21 protein-coding genes and 1 tRNA gene are annotated in these 18,959 nt (G+C 62.6%); 20 read left to right on the top strand and 2 right to left on the bottom strand.

Translation table 11 applies throughout. From position 1 onward, the window contains the following. Positions 1–55 precede the first annotated feature (55 nt). The 11 genes from hisB to tatC all read left to right on the top strand — a co-directional run bounded on the left by hisB (position 56) and on the right by tatC (position 6,999). On the top strand, positions 56–643 hold the full coding sequence (hisB, locus tag L0U81_RS14245; protein ID WP_013090696.1) for an imidazoleglycerol-phosphate dehydratase HisB: 588 nt from the start codon (positions 56–58) through the stop codon (positions 641–643). A 149-nt stretch (positions 644–792) separates the two neighbouring features. Further along, entirely contained in the window at positions 793–1,434 is a 642-nt protein-coding gene (gene hisH, locus L0U81_RS14240) for an imidazole glycerol phosphate synthase subunit HisH (RefSeq protein ID WP_233803652.1), read from the top strand. Between the two features lie 181 nt (positions 1,435–1,615). Further along, complete coding sequence (hisA, locus tag L0U81_RS14235; RefSeq protein ID WP_233803650.1) at positions 1,616–2,368, top strand: 1-(5-phosphoribosyl)-5-[(5-phosphoribosylamino)methylideneamino]imidazole-4-carboxamide isomerase; 753 nt, start codon at positions 1,616–1,618, stop codon at positions 2,366–2,368. 194 nt (positions 2,369–2,562) lie between these two features. Further along, positions 2,563–3,336 (top strand): imidazole glycerol phosphate synthase subunit HisF, encoded by a 774-nt coding sequence (gene hisF, locus L0U81_RS14230; protein WP_062128440.1) that lies wholly within the window; start codon positions 2,563–2,565, stop codon positions 3,334–3,336. A gap of 1 nt (position 3,337) precedes the next feature. Next, a complete protein-coding gene (hisI, locus tag L0U81_RS14225) occupies positions 3,338–3,748 on the top strand; it encodes a phosphoribosyl-AMP cyclohydrolase (RefSeq protein ID WP_233803648.1) in 411 nt (136 codons plus the stop codon). Beyond that, on the top strand, positions 3,745–4,140 hold the full coding sequence (locus L0U81_RS14220) for a phosphoribosyl-ATP diphosphatase (RefSeq protein ID WP_062128443.1): 396 nt from the start codon (positions 3,745–3,747) through the stop codon (positions 4,138–4,140). Before hisI ends, L0U81_RS14220 begins: the two co-directional genes overlap by 4 nt. A 90-nt stretch (positions 4,141–4,230) precedes the next feature. Then, a complete protein-coding gene (locus tag L0U81_RS14215; RefSeq protein WP_233803646.1) occupies positions 4,231–4,626 on the top strand; it encodes a DUF4870 family protein in 396 nt (131 codons plus the stop codon). 93 nt (positions 4,627–4,719) lie between these two features. Beyond that, positions 4,720–5,085 carry a histidine triad nucleotide-binding protein gene (locus L0U81_RS14210; protein WP_233803644.1) on the top strand — a complete coding sequence of 122 codons (366 nt, stop codon included), beginning with the start codon at positions 4,720–4,722 and terminating at the stop codon, positions 5,083–5,085. Between the two features lie 269 nt (positions 5,086–5,354). Then, entirely contained in the window at positions 5,355–5,600 is a 246-nt protein-coding gene (gene tatA / locus L0U81_RS14205) for a Sec-independent protein translocase subunit TatA (protein WP_233803642.1), read from the top strand. Between the two features lie 48 nt (positions 5,601–5,648). Then, a complete protein-coding gene (tatB, locus tag L0U81_RS14200) occupies positions 5,649–6,182 on the top strand; it encodes a Sec-independent protein translocase protein TatB (RefSeq protein ID WP_233803640.1) in 534 nt (177 codons plus the stop codon). Positions 6,183–6,216: 34 nt separating this feature from the next. Next, on the top strand, positions 6,217–6,999 hold the full coding sequence (tatC, locus tag L0U81_RS14195) for a twin-arginine translocase subunit TatC (RefSeq protein WP_233803638.1): 783 nt from the start codon (positions 6,217–6,219) through the stop codon (positions 6,997–6,999). A gap of 75 nt (positions 7,000–7,074) precedes the next feature. On the opposite strand, the gene L0U81_RS14190 is transcribed toward tatC, so the two are convergent. Then, positions 7,075–8,295, bottom strand: a complete 1,221-nt coding sequence (locus tag L0U81_RS14190; RefSeq protein WP_233803636.1) for a Do family serine endopeptidase — start codon at positions 8,293–8,295, stop codon at positions 7,075–7,077. Positions 8,296–8,314: 19 nt separating this feature from the next. Between L0U81_RS14190 and L0U81_RS14185 the strand changes: the two genes are divergently transcribed. From L0U81_RS14185 to L0U81_RS14145, 9 genes are all read left to right on the top strand, one after another. Then, the gene (locus L0U81_RS14185; protein WP_233803634.1) at positions 8,315–9,061 is read left to right on the top strand and encodes a Nif3-like dinuclear metal center hexameric protein; all 747 of its coding nucleotides are present in this window, start codon (positions 8,315–8,317) and stop codon (positions 9,059–9,061) included. Between the two features lie 220 nt (positions 9,062–9,281). Continuing rightward, the gene (gene petA / locus L0U81_RS14180; RefSeq protein ID WP_233804337.1) at positions 9,282–9,902 is read left to right on the top strand and encodes a ubiquinol-cytochrome c reductase iron-sulfur subunit; all 621 of its coding nucleotides are present in this window, start codon (positions 9,282–9,284) and stop codon (positions 9,900–9,902) included. After that, the gene (locus tag L0U81_RS14175; protein WP_233803632.1) at positions 9,902–11,281 is read left to right on the top strand and encodes a cytochrome b; all 1,380 of its coding nucleotides are present in this window, start codon (positions 9,902–9,904) and stop codon (positions 11,279–11,281) included. Before petA ends, L0U81_RS14175 begins: the two co-directional genes overlap by 1 nt. A gap of 23 nt (positions 11,282–11,304) precedes the next feature. Beyond that, positions 11,305–12,060, top strand: a complete 756-nt coding sequence (locus tag L0U81_RS14170; RefSeq protein ID WP_233803630.1) for a cytochrome c1 — start codon at positions 11,305–11,307, stop codon at positions 12,058–12,060. Between the two features lie 95 nt (positions 12,061–12,155). Continuing rightward, positions 12,156–12,767: a glutathione S-transferase N-terminal domain-containing protein gene (locus L0U81_RS14165; RefSeq protein ID WP_006052302.1), complete on the top strand. Its 612-nt coding sequence runs from the start codon at positions 12,156–12,158 to the stop codon at positions 12,765–12,767. 66 nt (positions 12,768–12,833) lie between these two features. Further along, positions 12,834–13,328 carry a ClpXP protease specificity-enhancing factor gene (locus L0U81_RS14160; RefSeq protein WP_233803628.1) on the top strand — a complete coding sequence of 165 codons (495 nt, stop codon included), beginning with the start codon at positions 12,834–12,836 and terminating at the stop codon, positions 13,326–13,328. Between the two features lie 19 nt (positions 13,329–13,347). Then, positions 13,348–13,423, top strand: a tRNA-Thr gene (locus L0U81_RS14155). Positions 13,424–13,895: 472 nt separating this feature from the next. After that, positions 13,896–16,064, top strand: a complete 2,169-nt coding sequence (locus L0U81_RS14150; protein WP_233803626.1) for a glycoside hydrolase family 28 protein — start codon at positions 13,896–13,898, stop codon at positions 16,062–16,064. A 397-nt stretch (positions 16,065–16,461) separates the two neighbouring features. Further along, positions 16,462–17,586, top strand: a complete 1,125-nt coding sequence (locus tag L0U81_RS14145; protein WP_233803624.1) for a methyltransferase — start codon at positions 16,462–16,464, stop codon at positions 17,584–17,586. A 15-nt stretch (positions 17,587–17,601) separates the two neighbouring features. Here L0U81_RS14145 and L0U81_RS14140 read toward each other — a convergent pair whose 3' ends face one another. Beyond that, positions 17,602–18,873, bottom strand: a complete 1,272-nt coding sequence (locus L0U81_RS14140) for a TIGR03862 family flavoprotein (RefSeq protein WP_233803622.1) — start codon at positions 18,871–18,873, stop codon at positions 17,602–17,604. Between the last annotated feature and the right edge of the window lie 86 nt (positions 18,874–18,959).

Here is an 18,959-nt window from a genome sequence, read left to right as displayed (position 1 = left end):
CCATTTTCTCCACCCCACATTACTAGCGCTTTTAAGCCAGATTCGAGGAATTGCCATGCGCCTTGCGGAAGTCGTTCGCAACACCAGCGAAACGCAGATCCGTGTGAAGATCAACCTGGACGGCACCGGCCAGCAGAAGCTGGCCACCGGTGTGCCGTTCCTGGACCACATGCTCGACCAGATCGCCCGCCATGGGCTATTCGACCTCGAGATCGAAGCGCATGGCGACCTGCATATCGACGACCACCATACGGTCGAAGACACCGGCATCACGCTCGGCCAGGCGGTTGCAAAGGCGATCGGCGATCGCAAGGGCATTCGCCGCTACGGTCATTCGTACGTGCCGCTCGACGAAGCGCTGTCGCGCGTCGTGATCGATTTTTCCGGCCGTCCGGGCCTCGAATTCCACGTGCCGTTCACGCGCGCGCGCATCGGCACGTTCGACGTCGATCTGTCGATTGAATTCTTCCGCGGCTTCGTGAACCACGCCGGCGTGACCCTGCATATCGACAACCTGCGCGGCATCAATGCGCACCATCAGCTCGAAACGGTGTTCAAGGCATTCGGGCGCGCGCTGCGTATGGCGGTCGAACTCGACGAGCGCGCGGCCGGGCAGATTCCGTCGACCAAGGGCAGCCTTTAACCGGTTTCATCGCCACCAACGTCTTTAGGCCACTCACCTTCGAGCGATTTCCGTCAGGCAATTCATCGAGCAGGTCCGCGCGAGCCGGCGCGTCGTTCGACGTCGCGCAGCCGCGTCGATCGGTTGAAGGCAGAGCGGCCAAACTTGAAATGAAAACTTCGATAGCGATTGTGGATTACGGAATGGGCAACCTGCGCTCGGTTGCCCAGGCATTGCGCAAGGCCGCGCCGGAAGCGGACGTGGCGATCGTCGATCGTCCCGAAGCGATCCGCGCGGCCGACCGCGTGGTGCTCCCCGGCCAGGGCGCGATGCCCGACTGCATGCGCAGTCTCGCCGAGTCCGGCTTGCAGGAAGCGGTCGTCGAGGCGTCGCGCAGCAAGCCGCTGATGGGCGTGTGCGTCGGCGAACAGATGCTGTTCGACTGGAGCGCCGAGGGCGATACGTCGGGTCTGGGTCTGTTGCCCGGCAAGGTAGTGCGCTTCGAGCTCGAAGGCCAGGTGCAGGACGACGGCTCGCGCTTCAAGGTCCCGCAGATGGGCTGGAACCGCGTGCGCCAGGCGCAGCCGCATCCGCTATGGGACGGCGTCGCCGACAACGCGTTCTTCTACTTCGTGCACAGCTACTACGTGGTGCCGGACAACCCGGCGCATACGTCGGGCGAGACGGTCTATGGCGTGCCCTTTACCTCGGCGGTAGCGCGGGATAACATTTTCGCCACCCAATTCCACCCTGAAAAGAGCGCTGAGGCGGGTCTGCGCGTGTATCGCAACTTCGTGCACTGGAACCCGTGAACGCCTTTCTTTATCCCGTTGCCGCGCGCACGTCGCGCGGCGCCGCGGTCCCGCATCCGATCGGCGCCCCGCTGGAGCGCCGAAAGAGTTGTACTAAACTAGCGGGACGGCGTTGCGGCGGGCTAACTCGCCAGCCGCTGCCGCCGACCTTCAACCCATTCCCAGATAACACCCGATTGCTATGCTGCTGATTCCCGCCATCGACCTGAAAGATGGTCAGTGTGTACGCCTCAAACAAGGCGATATGGACCAGGCGACGATTTTCTCCGAGGAACCGGCGGCAATGGCCCGACATTGGGTCAACCGCGGCGCGCGCCGTCTGCATCTGGTCGATCTGAACGGTGCGTTCGCCGGCAAGCCGAAGAACGGCGATGCGATCCGGGCGATCATCGATGAAGTGGGCGGCGAGATTCCGGTCCAGCTGGGCGGTGGTATCCGCGACCTGAACACGATCGAGCGCTATCTGGACGACGGTTTGTCGTACGTGATCATCGGCACGGCCGCGGTGAAGAACCCCGGCTTTCTGCAGGACGCGTGCACCGCGTTCGGCGGCCACATCATCGTGGGTCTCGACGCGAAAGACGGCAAGGTCGCGACCGACGGCTGGAGCAAGCTGACCGGTCACGAAGTGGCCGACCTCGCGCGCAAGTTCGAGGACTACGGCTGCGAGTCGATCATCTATACCGACATCGGCCGCGACGGCATGCTGCAAGGCATCAACATCGAAGCGACGGTGCGCCTCGCGCGCGCGGTCAAGATTCCGGTGATCGCGAGCGGCGGGCTGTCGAACCTCACGGACATCGAATCGCTGTGCGAAGTCGAAGGCGAGGGCATCGAAGGCGTGATCTGTGGCCGCGCGATCTATTCGGGCGACCTCGACTTCGCAGCCGCGCAAACGCTCGCGGACCGGCTGCGCGAAGCGGACGACGCTTAAGCACGGCTTCGGCTTGCGACGCTCGCTCGAGCGACGGCTTGCCGGTAGCGCGCGTCGCACGATCACGTACCCGGAATCGCTCCAGCTTCCGGCGGGCACCCACTCGCGGCGCGATGCAACCGCTCGCGCCGGCACCGTGCCGCTTGCCTGCAAGCGAGCGGCCTCATCAGCGGTATTGGCAGATTTGCACGATCATGGCTCTAGCTAAACGCATCATCCCCTGTCTCGACGTCACCGCGGGCCGCGTGGTCAAGGGCGTCAACTTCGTCGAACTGCGCGACGCGGGCGACCCGGTCGAGATCGCGCGCCGTTACGACGATCAGGGCGCCGACGAACTCACGTTCCTCGATATCACCGCGACCTCGGATCAGCGCGACCTGATCCTGCCGATCATCGAGGCGGTCGCCTCGCAGGTGTTCATTCCGCTGACGGTCGGCGGCGGCGTGCGTGCGGTCGAAGACGTGCGGCGCCTCCTGAACGCGGGGGCGGACAAGATCAGCATGAACTCGTCGGCGGTCGCGAACCCGCAGCTCGTGAAGGACGCGACCGACAAATACGGCTCGCAATGCATCGTCGTCGCGATCGACGCGAAGCGCGTGTCGGCCGATGGCGAGACGCCGCGCTGGGAAGTGTTCACGCACGGCGGCCGCAAGGCGACCGGCCTCGATGCGGTCGAATGGGCGCGCAAGATGGCCGAGCTCGGCGCCGGCGAAATCCTGCTGACCAGTATGGATCGCGATGGCACCAAGAGCGGCTTCGACCTTGCGCTCACGCGCGCGGTCTCGGACGCGGTGCCGGTGTCGGTGATCGCCTCGGGCGGCGTCGGCAATCTGCAGCATCTCGCCGACGGCATCAAGAGCGGTCACGCGGACGCCGTGCTCGCCGCGAGCATCTTCCACTATGGCGAACACACGGTCGGCGAGGCCAAGCGCTTCATGGCCGACCAGGGCATTTCGGTGAGGTTGTGACGTGACGAACCCCTCGGCAGTGAACTGGCTCGACAAGATCAAGTGGGACGCGAACGGCCTCGTGCCCGTGATCGCGCAGGAAGCGTCGACGAACGACGTGCTGATGTTCGCGTGGATGAACCGCGAGGCTCTCGCGAAGACCGTCGAGACCGGCCGCGCGGTGTATTTTTCGCGCTCGCGCCAGCGCCTGTGGTTCAAGGGCGAGGAGTCGGGCCACGTGCAGAATGTGCATGAAGTGCGGCTCGATTGCGACGAAGACGTCGTGCTGCTGAAAGTCGAACAGGTGTCGGGCATTGCGTGCCACACCGGCCGCCACTCGTGCTTTTTCCAGAAATTCGAAGGCTCAGTGGACGACGGCGACTGGCAGGCCGTCGAACCTGTGCTGAAAGACCCCGAACACATTTACAAATGACGCAATCCACGCAAAACCCGTCGTCCGCCGAGGCTTCCACGCTCGACACGCTGCTGCGCCTCGCGGCGGTGATCGATAGCCGCAAGGGCGGCGATCCGGACATCTCGTACGTTTCGCGCCTGTTCCACAAGGGCGACGACGCGGTGCTGAAGAAGATCGGCGAAGAAGCCACCGAAGTCGTGCTGGCCGCGAAGGACGCGCGCCACGGCGGCGCGCCGAAGGCGCTGGTCGGCGAGGTCGCGGACCTATGGTTCCACTGCCTCGTGATGCTGTCGCATTTCGATCTGAGCCCCGCCGACGTGGTCGCCGAACTCGAGCGGCGCGAAGGCCTGTCGGGCATCGAGGAAAAGGCGCTGCGCAAGAGCCGCGAGCGCGAGGAGAACGGCGACTGAGCAACCGAAGCGGAAATCTGGCGTTTCCGCTTGAAGTCGCGCATGCCGACGCCTATATAGCGGTAACTGCACGTTCGGGAGGACGCAAGCATGGAACAGCCGCAAGGAAATTACCCTCCGCCGGTCTACCGCCACGCGATGGAGCCTGAACGCGAGCGCAGCCTGCGCACGCTCACGCACGTGCTGTACGCGCTCTACGCGGTCCACTGGCTGACCGGCGGGCTCACCATTCTGATCGCGATCATCATCAACTACATCAAGCGGCCAGACGTAGCCGGCACGCCGTACGAAGCGCACTTCGAATGGCAGATCCGCACGTTCTGGCTGGGCCTTGTCGGTTACGCGATCGGCGCGTTGCTGCTGCTCGTCGTGATCGGCATTCCGGTGCTGTGGGCCGTCAGCATATGGATGTTGTACCGTATTATCAAAGGCTGGTTGTACCTGTACGATAACAAGCCGTTCGCGAATCCGGCCGGCTGGGTCTGAACGCTAGCCGGTCCGTATGGGCGGGCCGGCTTTCGGGTCGAACCTGGTCGCGTGCGGCTTCGCTCGCTTAAGTCATATCGCGTCAGGAATACGATGAGTCACGATCCGAACTGTCTTTTCTGCAAGATCGCCGCCGGCGAAATCCCGTCGACCAAGGTCCACGAAGACGACGAGTTCGTCGCCTTTCGCGACATCCGTCCGGCGGCCGAAACGCACGTGCTGGTGATTCCTCGCAAGCACATCGCGACGCTGTCGAATTGCACCGAAAACGACGCGCCTCTGCTTGGTAGAATGCTTGTCCTGACTGCGCGTCTGGCCGAGCAATTGGGGGTCGCTTACTCCGGTGGCGCAACGGGCTTTCGCACGGTAATCAATACTGGTCCGGGTGGTGGTCAGGAGGTGTATCACCTGCACGCGCACATTCTCGCGGGACCGCGCCCCTGGCAACGCATGGGCTGAGCGCAGGTTCGCGTGTCGTGCGTGCCGGGTGAAAGGCAATGCCGCCGCGAGTTTTGGTCGAGGACAATAGTGCTGACGTTGTTTCTACCGCTGTGTAATAACGTCGACGCGATCGTCTGACCAGAATGACAACGGTGGTGACGGCGGCGTCGCGAGCGAGCCGGGGCGGCCTGCGGTAACTTAGAGATACATGGAGACGAAGCGTCCGCGCTTCAGGTTATGCAAATCTGCCGCATCGAGATGCGGTATCGGGGTTAAGGAGAGCAGTCATGGGTTCGCTGAGTATTTGGCATTGGTTGATCGTTCTGTTGATCGTCGCGCTCGTGTTCGGCACGAAGAAGCTGCGCAACATCGGCAGCGATCTGGGCGGCGCAGTGAAAGGTTTCAAGGAAGGCATGAAGGAAGCCGAATCGCCGTCGGCCGACACGCAACAGCAGCAGCGCGAGCTGCCGCGCAACGGCGCGGTGGACGTCGAAGCGAAGGAAAAGGCGCCGCATTCGGGCGACTACCGCTAAGCTGCGGCGTTCGCGCCGTTCCCGCGTTTCTGACGGACATTCCAATTCATGCTGGACCTCGGTCTAACCAAGATGGCGCTGATCGGCGTCGTCGCGCTGGTCGTCCTCGGGCCTGAGCGCCTGCCGCGTGTGGCTCGCACGGCGGGTGCGCTGTTCGGCCGCGCGCAGCGGTACATCAACGACGTGAAGGCCGAGGTCACGCGCGAAATCGAACTCGACGAATTGCGGCGCATGAAGACTGAGTTCGAGAAGGCCGCGACCAATGTCGAAACGGCGGTCCAGGACAATCTGCGCAAGCATGAGAGTGAGCTGAACGAAGCGTGGAATAGCGGTACGTCGGTGTCGCCGAGTATCGCCGGCGGCGCGCTCGAAGACGCTGCCACCGGTAGCACCGGTGCCACCTCGTGGCCGGTCAGCACGCCGGCCGCCACGCCCAAACGCAAGAACTGGCGCGTCCAGCAGAGCGCCACGCCCACCTGGTACAAGCGTGCGAGCCTGCGCCGTACGCGCGTGCAGTCGGGCGCCGCGCGCGTGGCGCGGCATACGCCTGTCAACCTGCGTCGTCCGACGCGGTTTTTCTGATGTTCAGATCGACAATCTCTAACCGAGGGCCGGTGTGAGCGACCCCCAGCAATCCCAGAACGAAGGCACTGAAGAGACCTTCATTTCCCACCTCGTCGAACTGCGTGACCGCATCATCCGTGCGGGACTCGCCGTCATCGTTGTGTTTATCGGGCTCGTGTACTGGGCGCCGGACATCTTCAAACTGCTCGCGCGGCCGCTGATGATGAATCTACCGAAGGACGGCAAGATGATCGTCACCGACGTCACCGGCTCATTCTTCGTGCCGATGAAAGTGACGATGCTGGTCGCCTTCGTGATCGCGCTGCCGGTCGTGCTGTACCAGATCTGGGCGTTCGTCGCGCCGGGACTCTATCAGCACGAGAAGAAGCTGGTCGGGCCGCTCGTCGCGAGCAGCTATACGCTGTTCCTGTGCGGTATGGCGTTCGCGTACTTCGTCGTGTTTCCGACCATCTTCCGCGTAATGGCGCACTACAACGCGCCGCTCGGCGCGGAGATGACGACCGATATCGACAATTACCTGAGCTTCGTGCTAACCATGTTCATCGCGTTCGGCGTCACGTTCGAGGTGCCGATCGTCGTCGTGCTGCTGGTGCGCATGAACGTGCTGACGCTGAAAAAGCTCAAGGAAATCCGGCCGTATGTGATCGTCGGAGCATTCGTCGTGTCGGCCGTCGTGACGCCGCCGGACGTGTTTTCGCAACTGATCCTCGCGATTCCGCTGATTCTGCTCTACGAAGCGGGCATCATCGCGGCGCGGCTGATCGTCGGCAAGCAGCCGGCAGTCGTCGAGGATGCGAGTCCGCCGTCGAGTTGAGGTGTGGCAAGTCGAAATGAAAAGGGCAGTCCAACGCGGACTGCCCTTTTTCGTTGCACGGAGCCTTAGTCACCCTCAACCGCCGTCGTCATCGGGCTGATCGCCGCCGCTATCGTCCGGCGCCTGCTTCGGCGGCGGCGGGCGTTTGCCGATCATCACGTCGATATCGATCTGATGGCCCTTGCGCACCAGATGCACCTTCGCCGACGTGCCCGGCTTGATCTGCGCGATCACGTTCAACAGACGCGTGGTATCGGTGATCTCCTGGCCATTCACGTTCGTCAGGATGTCGCCGGGTTTGATGCCCGCGCGGTCGGCCGGTCCGCTCTTCAGCACGCCCGCGACGATCGCGCCCGACTTCTGATCGAGCCCGAACGACTCCGCGATTTCCGGCGTCACGTCCTGCGGTTCGACGCCGATCCAGCCGCGCGTGACCGTGCCGGTCGTGATGATGCTCTCGAGCACGCTGCGCGCGGTCGACACCGGAATCGCGAAGCCGATTCCGAGCGAGCCGCCCGAGCGCGAGTAGATCGCGGTATTGATGCCGAGCAGGTTGCCGTTCACGTCGACGAGCGCACCGCCCGAGTTGCCGGGATTGATCGGCGCGTCGGTCTGGATAAAGTTTTCGAACGTGTTGATGCCGAGGTGGTTGCGGCCCAGCGCGCTGACGATACCCATCGTCACGGTCTGCCCGACGCCGAACGGATTGCCGATCGCGAGCACGACGTCGCCGACGCGGGTCTGTTCTATCCGGCCGAGCGTGATGGTGGGCAGGTTGGTCATGTTGACCTTGAGCACGGCCAGATCGGTTTCGGGGTCGATGCCGATGACCTTCGCGCTGGCGGTGCGGCCGTCGGCGAGCGCGACCTCGATCTGATCGGCGCCGTCGACCACGTGCTGGTTCGTTAGAATGTAACCTTCCGAACTCACTATCACGCCTGAGCCGAGATTCGAGGCAGGCTGCTCCTGCTGCTTGCGATTGTTCCTGTCGCCGAAGAAGTAGCGGAACAGCGGATCTTTGGCGCGCGGGTCGGGAGGCAGTGAGCCATCCTTGCTGGAGAACACGTTGACGACCGCGGGCATGGCCTTTTGCGCCGCTTCGGCATAGGACGCTTCGGCGTGGCCATGGCTCATGCCCGGCGACACTTCCCGCAGCGCGACGATCGGTTCGGCGAGTTGTCTGCCGAACTGCCCTTGACGCTGAAGCCACTGCGGTTTGAGGGTCGCTATGATGAACATCAGCGCCAACAGCACCGTCACCGCCTGGGCGAATAACAGCCAGAAGCGTCTAAGCATCTGAAGACTAGAGGTCTATATGGATCGGATTGAACTTGAATTGTACTTGAACAATCTCCTTGAAACCGCGCGCTTCAAGGACTATTGCCCGAACGGATTGCAGGTCGAAGGGCGCCGCCGGATCAACAAACTCGCGACCGGCGTGACCGCATCGGTGGCCTTTCTGGAGGCCGCGATCGACTGGGGCGCAGACGCCGTGCTGGTCCATCACGGCTACTTCTGGCGCAGTGAGGCGCCGCAGATCACCGGCCGCAAACATGCGCGCCTGAAGCTGCTGCTCACGAACGATCTGAACCTGTTCGCCTACCATCTGCCGCTCGACGATCACCCCGAATTTGGCAACAACGCGCAGATCGGCGCGAAGATGGGCTGGATCAGCGACGCGCGCTTTGGCGAGAACGATCTAGGCTGGCTTGCCACGTTGCCGATGCCGATCACGCTGTCGCACCTGAGCGCCGAAATCGAGCAGACGCTCGGCCGTACGCCGCTCGTGTTCGGCGATCCGGATCTCGAACTGCGCCGCGTCGGCTGGTGCACGGGCGCCGCGCAAGGCATGTTCGACGCGGCGATCAACGCGGGCGTCGACGTCTACGTGACCGGCGAGGTATCGGAGTCGGTGATGCACACGGCGGCGGAAAGCGGCGTCGCGTTTCTCGCGGCCGGTCATCACGCGACCGAACGCTTCGGCGTGCAGGCGGTGGGCAAGCATCTGTCCGAATCGTTCGATATCGAACACCTGTTTATCGATATCCCTAATCCAGTTTGAATTGCGAATTGCATTCACGAAGAAAAAGGCATGAATACCGCAGAAGGCACTTAAAAGGAGGTGTGAAAAAGTCTGCGATCGGTACGGATAAACCCTGAGTTATCAAGGGCTTCGCACGGTTTTTGGAGATCGGCCCTTGTAAATGGCGACTCCATTCGAGCAAACTAGCGGCGGTAGAAGCGACGTGAAGGAAAAATCCAACTCAGAAGTGGGGCGTGTAATGCGAGACAAAGAAGATGAACGCGTCGATGGCAGCCGCCGTAACTGGCTGGTAGCGACGACCGTAGCAGGCGGCATAGGAGGTGTTGCCGTTGTCGTACCCTTTGTTGGTTCGTTTGCACCATCCGAAAAGGCCAAGGCCGCAGGCGCCCCGGTCGAAGTCGATATCAGCGGTCTGAAGCCCGGCGACATGATGACGGTCGCCTGGCGCGGCAAGCCGGTGTGGATCATCAACCGCACGGACCGCATGCTCGCCGATGTCCAGAAGGCCGATAGCCAGGTGGCGGATCCCCACTCGCTGAATCCGTTCTCGATGCCGCTGCCGGACTACTGCAACAACGAATACCGTTCACGCGCCGAGAACAAGCATCTGCTGGTCGCCGTCGCCGTTTGCACGCATCTGGGCTGCACGCCGACACCACGCTTCCAAGAAGGCGCGCAGCCCAACCTCCCCGACGACTGGCCCGGCGGCTTCCTGTGCCCGTGCCACGGCTCGACCTACGACATGGACGGCCGCGTCTTCAAGAACAAACCGGCTCCGCAGAACCTCGACATCCCGCGCTTCATGTTCACGTCGGCGACGACCCTTGTGATCGGGAAGGACGAAAAAGGAGAAGCGTAATGGCGAGCGAACACGAAGTAGAGACGACCGGGCTGGCTGGTTGGATCGACCAGCGCTTCCCGATGACTGCCGCGTGGAAGAAGCACGCTTCCGAGTACTACGCGCCGAAGAACTTCAACTTCTGGTACTTCTTTGGTTCGCTTGCGTTGCTGGTGCTGGTCAACCAGATCGTCACCGGCATTTTCCTGACGATGAACTACAAGCCCGATGCGACGCTCGCGTTCTCGTCGGTCGAGTACATCATGCGCGAGGTGCCGTGGGGCTGGCTGATCCGCTACATGCACTCCACAGGCGCGTCGATGTTCTTTGTCGTCGTGTATCTGCACATGTTCCGCGGGCTCCTGTACGGCTCGTACCGCAAGCCGCGCGAACTCGTGTGGATTTTCGGCTGCCTGATTTTCCTGAGTCTGATGGCCGAGGCGTTTTTCGGCTATCTGCTGCCGTGGGGCCAGATGTCGTTCTGGGGTGCGCAGGTGATCGTGAACCTGTTCTCGGCGATTCCGTTCATCGGACCGGATCTGTCGCTGTGGATTCGCGGCGACTACGTGGTCTCCGACGTCACGCTGAACCGGTTCTTCGCGTTTCACGTGATCGCGATTCCGCTGGTGCTGGTCGGCCTCGTGATCGCGCACCTGGTGGCGCTGCACGAAGTCGGGTCGAACAATCCCGACGGCATCGAGATCAAGGCGAAGAAGGGCCCGGATGGCGTGCCGCTCGACGGCGTTCCGTTCCACCCGTACTACTCGGTGCACGACTTCATGGGTGTGACGATCTTCCTGCTGATTTTCGCGGCGATCATCTTCTTCGCGCCGGAAATGGGCGGGTACTTCCTTGAGGCGAACAACTTCATCCCCGCGAATCCGCTACAAACGCCGCCGGAAATTGCGCCCGTGTGGTACTTCACCGCTTTTTATGCGATGCTGCGCGCCACCACCGATCCATTCAAGATCGTGCTAATGATCGTCATCGCGCTGCTCGGGCTGCTCGCGCTCGTGCGTGCCCGCGGCACGTGGAAGCTCGGCCTGCCGGTGCTCGCGGTGCTGGTGATCGTCGCGATGGTGTTCACCGAATCGAAGTTCTGGGGCGTCGTGGTCATGGGCAGCGCGGTGATTTCGCTGTTCTTCCTGCCGTGGCTGGACCGGTCGCCCGTCAAGTCGATCCGCTACCGGCCGTTTTTCCACAAGGTTTTCTTCGGAATTTTCGTGATCGCGTTTCTGACGCTCGGCTTCCTCGGTACGCGCCCGCCATCGCCGGCTTCGACGCTGATCGCCCAGATCTGCGCACTGATCTACTTCGCGTTTTTCCTCGGCATGCCCTTCTGGACGCGGCTTGGCAAGTTCAAGCAGCCGCCGGAACGGGTGCGGTTCAAGCCTCACTAATCGCGAGCCAGGAGAATACGAAGATGAAAAAACTGCTTTCGATGTGCGCGCTGGTCGGCGCGACCGTGCTCGCCCTGTTGGCCGCTCCGGTCCACGCGGACGAGAATTTCCCGCTTGATCGCGCGCCGGATAACACAAACAATTTCGCTTCTTTGCAGCGCGGCGCGCAATTGTTTGTAAACTACTGCCTGAATTGCCACAGCGCGAACCTGATGCGCTACAACCGGCTGACCGATCTCGGCATTACGCCGAATGAAATCCAGGCGAACCTGCTGTTCACCACCGACAAGGTCGGCAACACGATGACCGTGGCGATGCGCCCGGAAGACGCGAAAGCGTGGTTCGGTGCGACGCCGCCGGATTTGTCGGTGGAGGCGCGGGCGCGCGGCGCGGACTGGCTGTACACGTATCTACGCAGCTTTTACCGCGACGATACGCGGCCGACCGGCTGGAACAATCTGGTGTACGAAAACGTGAGCATGCCTCACGTGCTGTGGCAGCTTCAGGGGCAGCGTGCGGCGAAATTCGGCGATGAAACCGACGAAAAAACCGGCGAAACGGTACACAAATTCCGTGGCTTCCAGCAACTGACTCCGGGGACGATGTCGCCGGTAGATTATGATTCTGCTGTGGCCGACCTCGTGTCGTACCTGTCATGGATGTCCGAGCCGACGCAGCAAACTCGCAAGCAACTTGGCGTGTGGGTGCTGCTGTTCCTCGGTATCCTGAGCTTTTTCGCCTGGCGACTGAACGCCGCGTACTGGAAACATATCAAATAATCACGCCGTTACACGGTGTGGGGCCGGCGCCAGGAAAGACCTGCTGAACGGTTTTTCCGCGTGCTGGCCCTTCAGCTTTTTGAGGAAACGCAAACATGATGGTTCTGTATTCCGGCACTACTTGCCCGTTCTCCCAGCGTTGCCGGCTGGTGTTGTTCGAAAAGGGCATGGACTTCGAGATCCGCGACGTCGATCTGTTCAACAAGCCGGAAGACATCGCCGTGATGAATCCGTACGGTCAGGTGCCGATTCTCGTCGAACGGGACCTGATTCTGTACGAATCGAACATCATCAACGAGTACATCGACGAGCGCTTCCCGCACCCGCAGCTGATGCCGGCCGATCCGGTGCAGCGCGCACGCGCGCGCCTGTTCCTGCTCAACTTCGAGAAAGAGCTGTTCGTCCACGTCGGCACGCTCGAAAACGAAAAGGGCAAGGCGGCAGAAAAGAATCACGAGAAGGCGCGCCTCGCGATCCGCGATCGCCTGACGCAGCTCGCGCCGATCTTCCTGAAGAACAAGTACATGCTCGGCGAAGAGTTCTCGATGCTCGACGTGGCGATCGCGCCGCTCCTGTGGCGTCTGGACCACTACGGCATCGAGCTGTCGAAGAACGCTGCGCCGCTGATGAAGTACGCCGAGCGCATTTTCAGCCGCCCGGCTTATATCGAAGCGCTGACGCCGTCGGAAAAGGTGATGCGTCGTTGAGTTTGGCTTTGGAGCGCGGGCGCCGCATCGCTTTGATGCGCGCCTGCGCCCGCAAGAGGACTGTTGATGCAAGAGATTTCCACGAAGCCTTATCTGCTGCGCGCGCTCTACGAGTGGTGCACGGATAACGGCTACACACCGCACATCGCGGTCCGGGTCGACAATCAGACGCGCGTTCCGCGTCAGTTTGTACGCGACAACGAGATCGTGTTGAACATCAGCTTCGAGGCGACCAGCCAGTTGCAGATGGGCAATGAGTGGATCGAGTTCAACGCGCGCTTCTCCGGCAAGTCGCACAAGATCGAGGTGCCGGTCGCCAATATTCTTGCAATCTACGCGCGCGAAAACGGCCAGGGCATGGCGTTCCCGGTCGAATCGGCGGGCGGCGAGGCGCAGGATTCGGGCGCGGATGCCGCGGATGAAGCCGACGCACCGGCGCCGCGCGCAGTCGAAACTTCGCCGGCCGACCCAGCCTCGGACGCCAACGCGGACGACAAACCGGAGCCCGACGACGACGGCTCGAAAGGCAGCGGAAGGGCTCGCCTTAAGATCGTGAAATGAAGTAGAATCACGGCCTCATGCCGGCTTAGCTCATCAGGTAGAGCGCTTGACTTGTAATCATGAGGTGGCGGGTTCGAGTCCTGCAGCCGGCACCAAATTGCGTTAGTAGCAGTAACTGGAAATACCGGAAAACCCCGTCGAAGCAGAGGCTTCGGCGGGGTTTTTCTTTTTTCGGCATTCAAATCACCCAGCAAGACGCCGGAGTTCGGCACCAACCGAGACCCCGTAAAGCCAATGGCTTTACGGGGTTTTTTCGTTGTGCGACGCGAGTCCTCGGCGAGCTGAGCCCGGCAGCGACCCAGTCGGGTCGACTTGCTTACGGAAATTTGCCTTGAAAGTTATCATATGTCTAACATCAAGCGGAAGCCGAGGGAAAATCCGTATACCCTGATTTTCGCGGCAGAATCGAAAATTTCTTCGAAAAACGAGCTTGTTTCGCGGCCTTTGCTGCTAAGGTAAACGCCGTTTATTTGTACGTCGTCTTACAAGATGGCGATAAGAATATCCACGCCCGCCATCGCTGCGTGCGCGTCCACACCACATAGAGCGACAGGAGACAAAGGTTTTATGACCAAAAAAGTGGAAGATTTTCTGAACGACGCACAGCAGGCGCGTCCGCAATCGCCGGCTCGCCGCAGCTTTCTGGCGTTCGCCGGCGCGACGGCTGGCGCTGGACTGCTCGCCGGTCTGCCCGGCTGTAGCGGCTCGACTGACACGCCCGCCGCTAGCGGCGGCACGTCGGCCACCACGACGCCTGGAGCCGCGGATGCCGATCCGATCTGGGGTACGAACGGCGAAGCCACCGCGATCATCAACAAGCTCGCCGGCATCACGACTTCGATGTTCCCGTCGGTCGATTTCCAGGTCACGACGTACGGCGCGCAACAGCTGCCCGCGGCTGCGCTGATTCAGTCGACGGCGTGGCCTGGCGGCCTGATTCCCTGGGTCACGGGCGGCAGCGAACAGACCTTATATCCGAGCAACGACCAGCAAAGCCCCGGTTCGAACATCATGGTCCCGTGCGACTACACGGACACCGCATACGACGCATGCTCGGCGTTCAACGCCGCGATCCGCGCCGCGAATCAGGCGGGCGGCGGTCGTGTGGTCGTGCCGGCCGGCAACTGGTATTGCGGCGGCCCGATCGTGATGCTGAGCAACGTGAATTTCCACTTGACCTCGGGCTGCACGATCTACTTCAGCCCGAACCCCGCCGACTACGCGAAGAATGGTCCGTACCCGACGGCAAACGGCAACCTCTACTGGACCCGCTGGCAGGCCAACGACTGCCTGAACTTCGGCTCGCCGATCTACGCGTATCAGCAGAAGAACATCGCCTTGACCGCCGACGACAACACCTGCGTGCTGAATGGTCAGGCAATGACGCCGATGCAGCTGAGCACCCAGACGCCGACCTCGTGCTGGTGGACCTTCAAGGGCACGGCTAACGAGTACGGTTGCACGAGTAAAACGACGACGCCGTCGCAGGGCTACTCGAACCCTCTCAACACCAACAACCCACTGACGACGCTGCCCGCGTCGCAGATCACGAATCCGAAGGCCAACGTGTCGTTCACGAACCAGGACGGCGTGACCACGACGTTGATGACGTTGCTCAGCACGACTTCCGGTTGGGATCAGGATCAGAACTACTTGCCGGCTCTGTCCGAACTCGGCGTGCCGGTTCTGAACCGTGTGTTCGGCAACGGACACTATCTGCGTCCGTGCATGGTCGAGTTCATCGGGTGCACCAATGTGCTGCTGCAGAACTATCACACGCAGAACACGCCGTTCTGGCAGCACCATCCGACCGCCTGCTCGAACGTGGTGATCGACGGTGTGTTCGCCGATAGCGTCGGCCCGAACAATGACGGCTTCGACCCGGATGCGTGCAACACGGTGCTCGTACAGAATGTCCAGTTCAACACCGGAGACGACTGTATCGCGATCAAGTCGGGCAAGTGCCTCGACACCGAATATGGTCCGATGCAGAACATCGTCGTCCAGAACTGCACGATGCAAAGCGGCCACGGCGGCCTGACGATCGGCAGCGAAATGAGCGCGGGTGTCCAAAACGTCTACGCTCGTAATCTGACGATGCAGAACGAGAACTGGGCAAGCAACCCGTTGAACATCGCGCTGCGCTTCAAGACAAACATGAACCGCGGCGGCTTTATCAACAATGTGTGGATCAACGGCGTGACGCTGCCCCACGGTGTCAATCTCGCGCCCAGCAACTACAGCAGCCCGCTAGCGGTTTCGAGCGCGCCGGGTGCGGTGCCGGGCACGGGCACGAACGGACTGGTGAGCAATCCGGCGACGGGCCAGGGCGGCCTGATCACATTTGACTGCGACTACAGCCCGGCCAGCGATGCGGTGCGCTGGAATCCAGCGACGATCAACAACGTCAACATCTCGAACGTCAACGCTACCGACGTTTCAGGCAGCGTCAAGTACACGATGCCTACCGGCTTTACCGCTGGGGCGAATTCGTGCTTCCAGGCGATCGTCGCACAGGGCCCCGTGGCAGCGGACTACAACGGTCCGCTGCCGGTGCCGACGGTCCCGCCAATCACCGGCGTGACGATCTCGAACTGCGACCTGGGTACCCCGGTTTGCGTGGGCCCGGCTTCGTCGACCGTGCCGGGACCGATATTCGTGGTCAACACGAACGGCATCACGCTGAACAACGTGGTGGTCGCGGGTACCACGTACAACTCGGTGCTGACCGGCTGATCGGGCATCGGCGCCGACGGAACGTGGCTCCGTCGGTGCAGGTGTCTGCGCTTTTTGCGGCAGCAAACACGCCTCAATGTGAGCGCCGTCGGATTCGACGGCGCTTTTTTGTCTTTGGCTCGTGCGGGCGAGAGGCAAGAGTGGCGTGAGGTGAGCCGCTCGATGGCTTAAAAATCACGATATCTCTTTCACCTTGTCGATTGTGGACTTTTTGGTCTACAACTGGCGCGTCTAAACTCACCTCATCACCGTCACCGATGCATGTCGCTCTGTGAATCCGCGTGGCGGCGGTACGGTACTATTCGGGCGTCGCCCGGGATGGCAGTCAGCCGTCGGACATGTCGATCCGCTACCGCGGTCCACGTCGCCGGCGACGCCACATCGACTCCATTGCACCATGACTAGCCCCGCAACTCTCACCTGGCCCGAAGCCGACGGCCCGCGCACCGCGCGCTGGCGTTCCGAAGCGGCCGTGCCGCCGCCGAAGCGCGTTGTCGTCGCCGACGACCGCACCACCGCCGATTCGGCCTACCGTCTCGCCTCCGAAGGCACCGCACTGCTGTGGCACGGCGACTTCCAGAACGCGCGCCAACTGCTGCAGGCAGTCACTCGCCGGCTCGAACGCAAGCCGCGCAAGCCGGGAGCGACACCGCTCGACGCGTTCAATCTGCACCGGCAGGCGCAGTCGCAACGAGCGCGCACGCTCGGCATGATCCTGATTCCGCTCGATGCCGACTACGGCATTGCGCTGCGCCGCGCCCCCGACGTGCGGCAGGCCTGCATCGAAGCTTATGGCCCGGCGACCGGCGAGAAGTCGGTGGTGTCGTTGCGCGAGTTGCTCGGCTTGATCGGCGCGCACGAATGGCGCAAGAAAGGCGTCGAGATTGCGGCTCTCGGCGAGCGCATCCATCCGCATTACGGCGTGTTCTCACCGGTGCGCGGCGAGTACGTCGATCTGGTCGCGCGCACGCCGCTGCCGTCACACGACCTCGCGTTCGATATCGGCACCGGCACCGGCGTGCTCGCCGCGCTGCTGGCCAAACGCGGGGTGCGCAAGATCGTCGCGACGGATCAGGATGCGCGCGCGCTGGCGTGTGCTCGTGAAAATCTCGCGCGTCTTGGCTACGGCGAGCAGGTCGAGATCGTGCAGGCGGATCTGTTTCCGGACGGGCGCGCGCCGCTCGTCGTCTGCAATCCGCCGTGGGTGCCGGCGCGGCCCGCGTCGCCGCTCGAATACGCGGTGTACGATCCGGACAGCCGCATGCTGCTCGGCTTCCTGAACGGCCTTGCCGATCATCTGACGCCGGACGGCGAGGGCTGGCTGATCATTTCGGATTTCGCCGAGCACCTGGGGCTGCGCACGCGCGAGTGGCTGCTGGCGGCGATCGATCACGCAGGGCTCAGTGTCGCGGGGCGGGAGGACATTCGTCCCCGGCATCCGAAGGCGAGCGATCAGAACGACCCGCTGTATGTTGCGCGCGCCGCCGAGGTCACGTCGCTGTGGCGGCTCAAGGCGCGGTGACAGCGATTACGCGCGTCACGCCAACGTGCCGCGCGCTTCCAGATACGCGTATGCTCCCTGGCCGGCCACCAGCCCGCTGGCAAAACAGGCGGTCAGCAGATAACCGCCGGTCGGCGCTTCCCAATCGAGCATCTCACCCGCGCAGAAAGCGCCGGGCATGCGCTCGATCATCAGATGCGGGTCCAGCGCCTCGAACGGGATTCCTCCCGCCGAGCTGATCGCTTCCCCGATCGGTCTCGCGCGCAGCAGCCGGACCGGCAGCGCCTTGATCGCATGGGCGAGGCCGCCCGCGTCGGCGAACGCTTCTTTCGACAGAACCTCGTGCAATAACGCCAGCTTGACCCCGCCGATGCCGATCCGCCCATGCAGATGACTCGCGATCGAGCGTGAGCCGCGCGGCCGCGTCACTTCCTCGACGACCCGCTCGAGCGGCAGGCCTGGCGCGAGATCCAGCGCGATCGTGACCTCGCCGTCGGCCAGAATCCGCTCGCGGATCGGCGCCGACAATGCATAAATCAGACTCCCTTCGAGGCCCGTTTCGGTCAGAAGTATTTCACCTTGTCGATTGTGGACTTTTTTGTCTACATCGGTGAGCGAGATCGCGACCGGCTTGATCGGCTGACCGGCGAAACGCTCGCGCAGATAAGGGCTCCAGTCCGCGTCGAAGCCGCAGTTCGCGGGACGCAGCGGCGTCACCTGCACGTCGCGCGACGTCATCAATGGCACCCACGCGGCGTCGGAGCCGAGACGCGGCCAGCTGGCGCCGCCGAGCGCGAAGACCACTGCGTCGCATGCGACTGTGTGCGCGCCATCTGGTGTGTCGAAGCGCAGGCGGTGCGTGGTTTCGGTGTCGCAAGCAGACGACCAGCCGCTCCACTTGTGACGCATATGGAACTGCACGCCCGCTTCGCGCAGCCGATGCAGCCACGCGCGGAGCATCGGCGCAGCCTTCATGTCGGACGGAAACACGCGGCCCGAACTCCCGACGAACGTCTCGACGCCCAGCTCGCGCAGCCACGCGCGAAGTGCGTCGGGCCCGAACGCATCGAGCAACGGCGCGATGTGCTCGCGGCGCGCGCCGTAGCGGTCGAGAAACGGCTCGAGCGGTTCCGAATGCGTGATGTTCATGCCGCCTTTGCCCGCCATCAGGAATTTGCGGCCGACCGACGGCATCGCGTCGTACACATGGACTTGCACGCCGCCCCGGGCAAGCGTCTCGGCGGCCATTAGGCCGGCGGGGCCGCCGCCGATCACGGCGACGCGGACGGAATCGAGCGAGGATGGCATGCGGTTCAGCGGATCAGCGGGGAAAAAAGACGGTGCGCCGTAGAGACCGGGCGCACGGGCGGCGCGAAGGGCGCTATTGTCACACC

The organism is Paraburkholderia sp. HP33-1, assembly GCF_021390595.1.
Taxonomy (GTDB): Bacteria; Pseudomonadota; Gammaproteobacteria; order Burkholderiales; family Burkholderiaceae; genus Paraburkholderia.
This window is presented reverse-complemented; position numbering and strand designations above follow the sequence as displayed.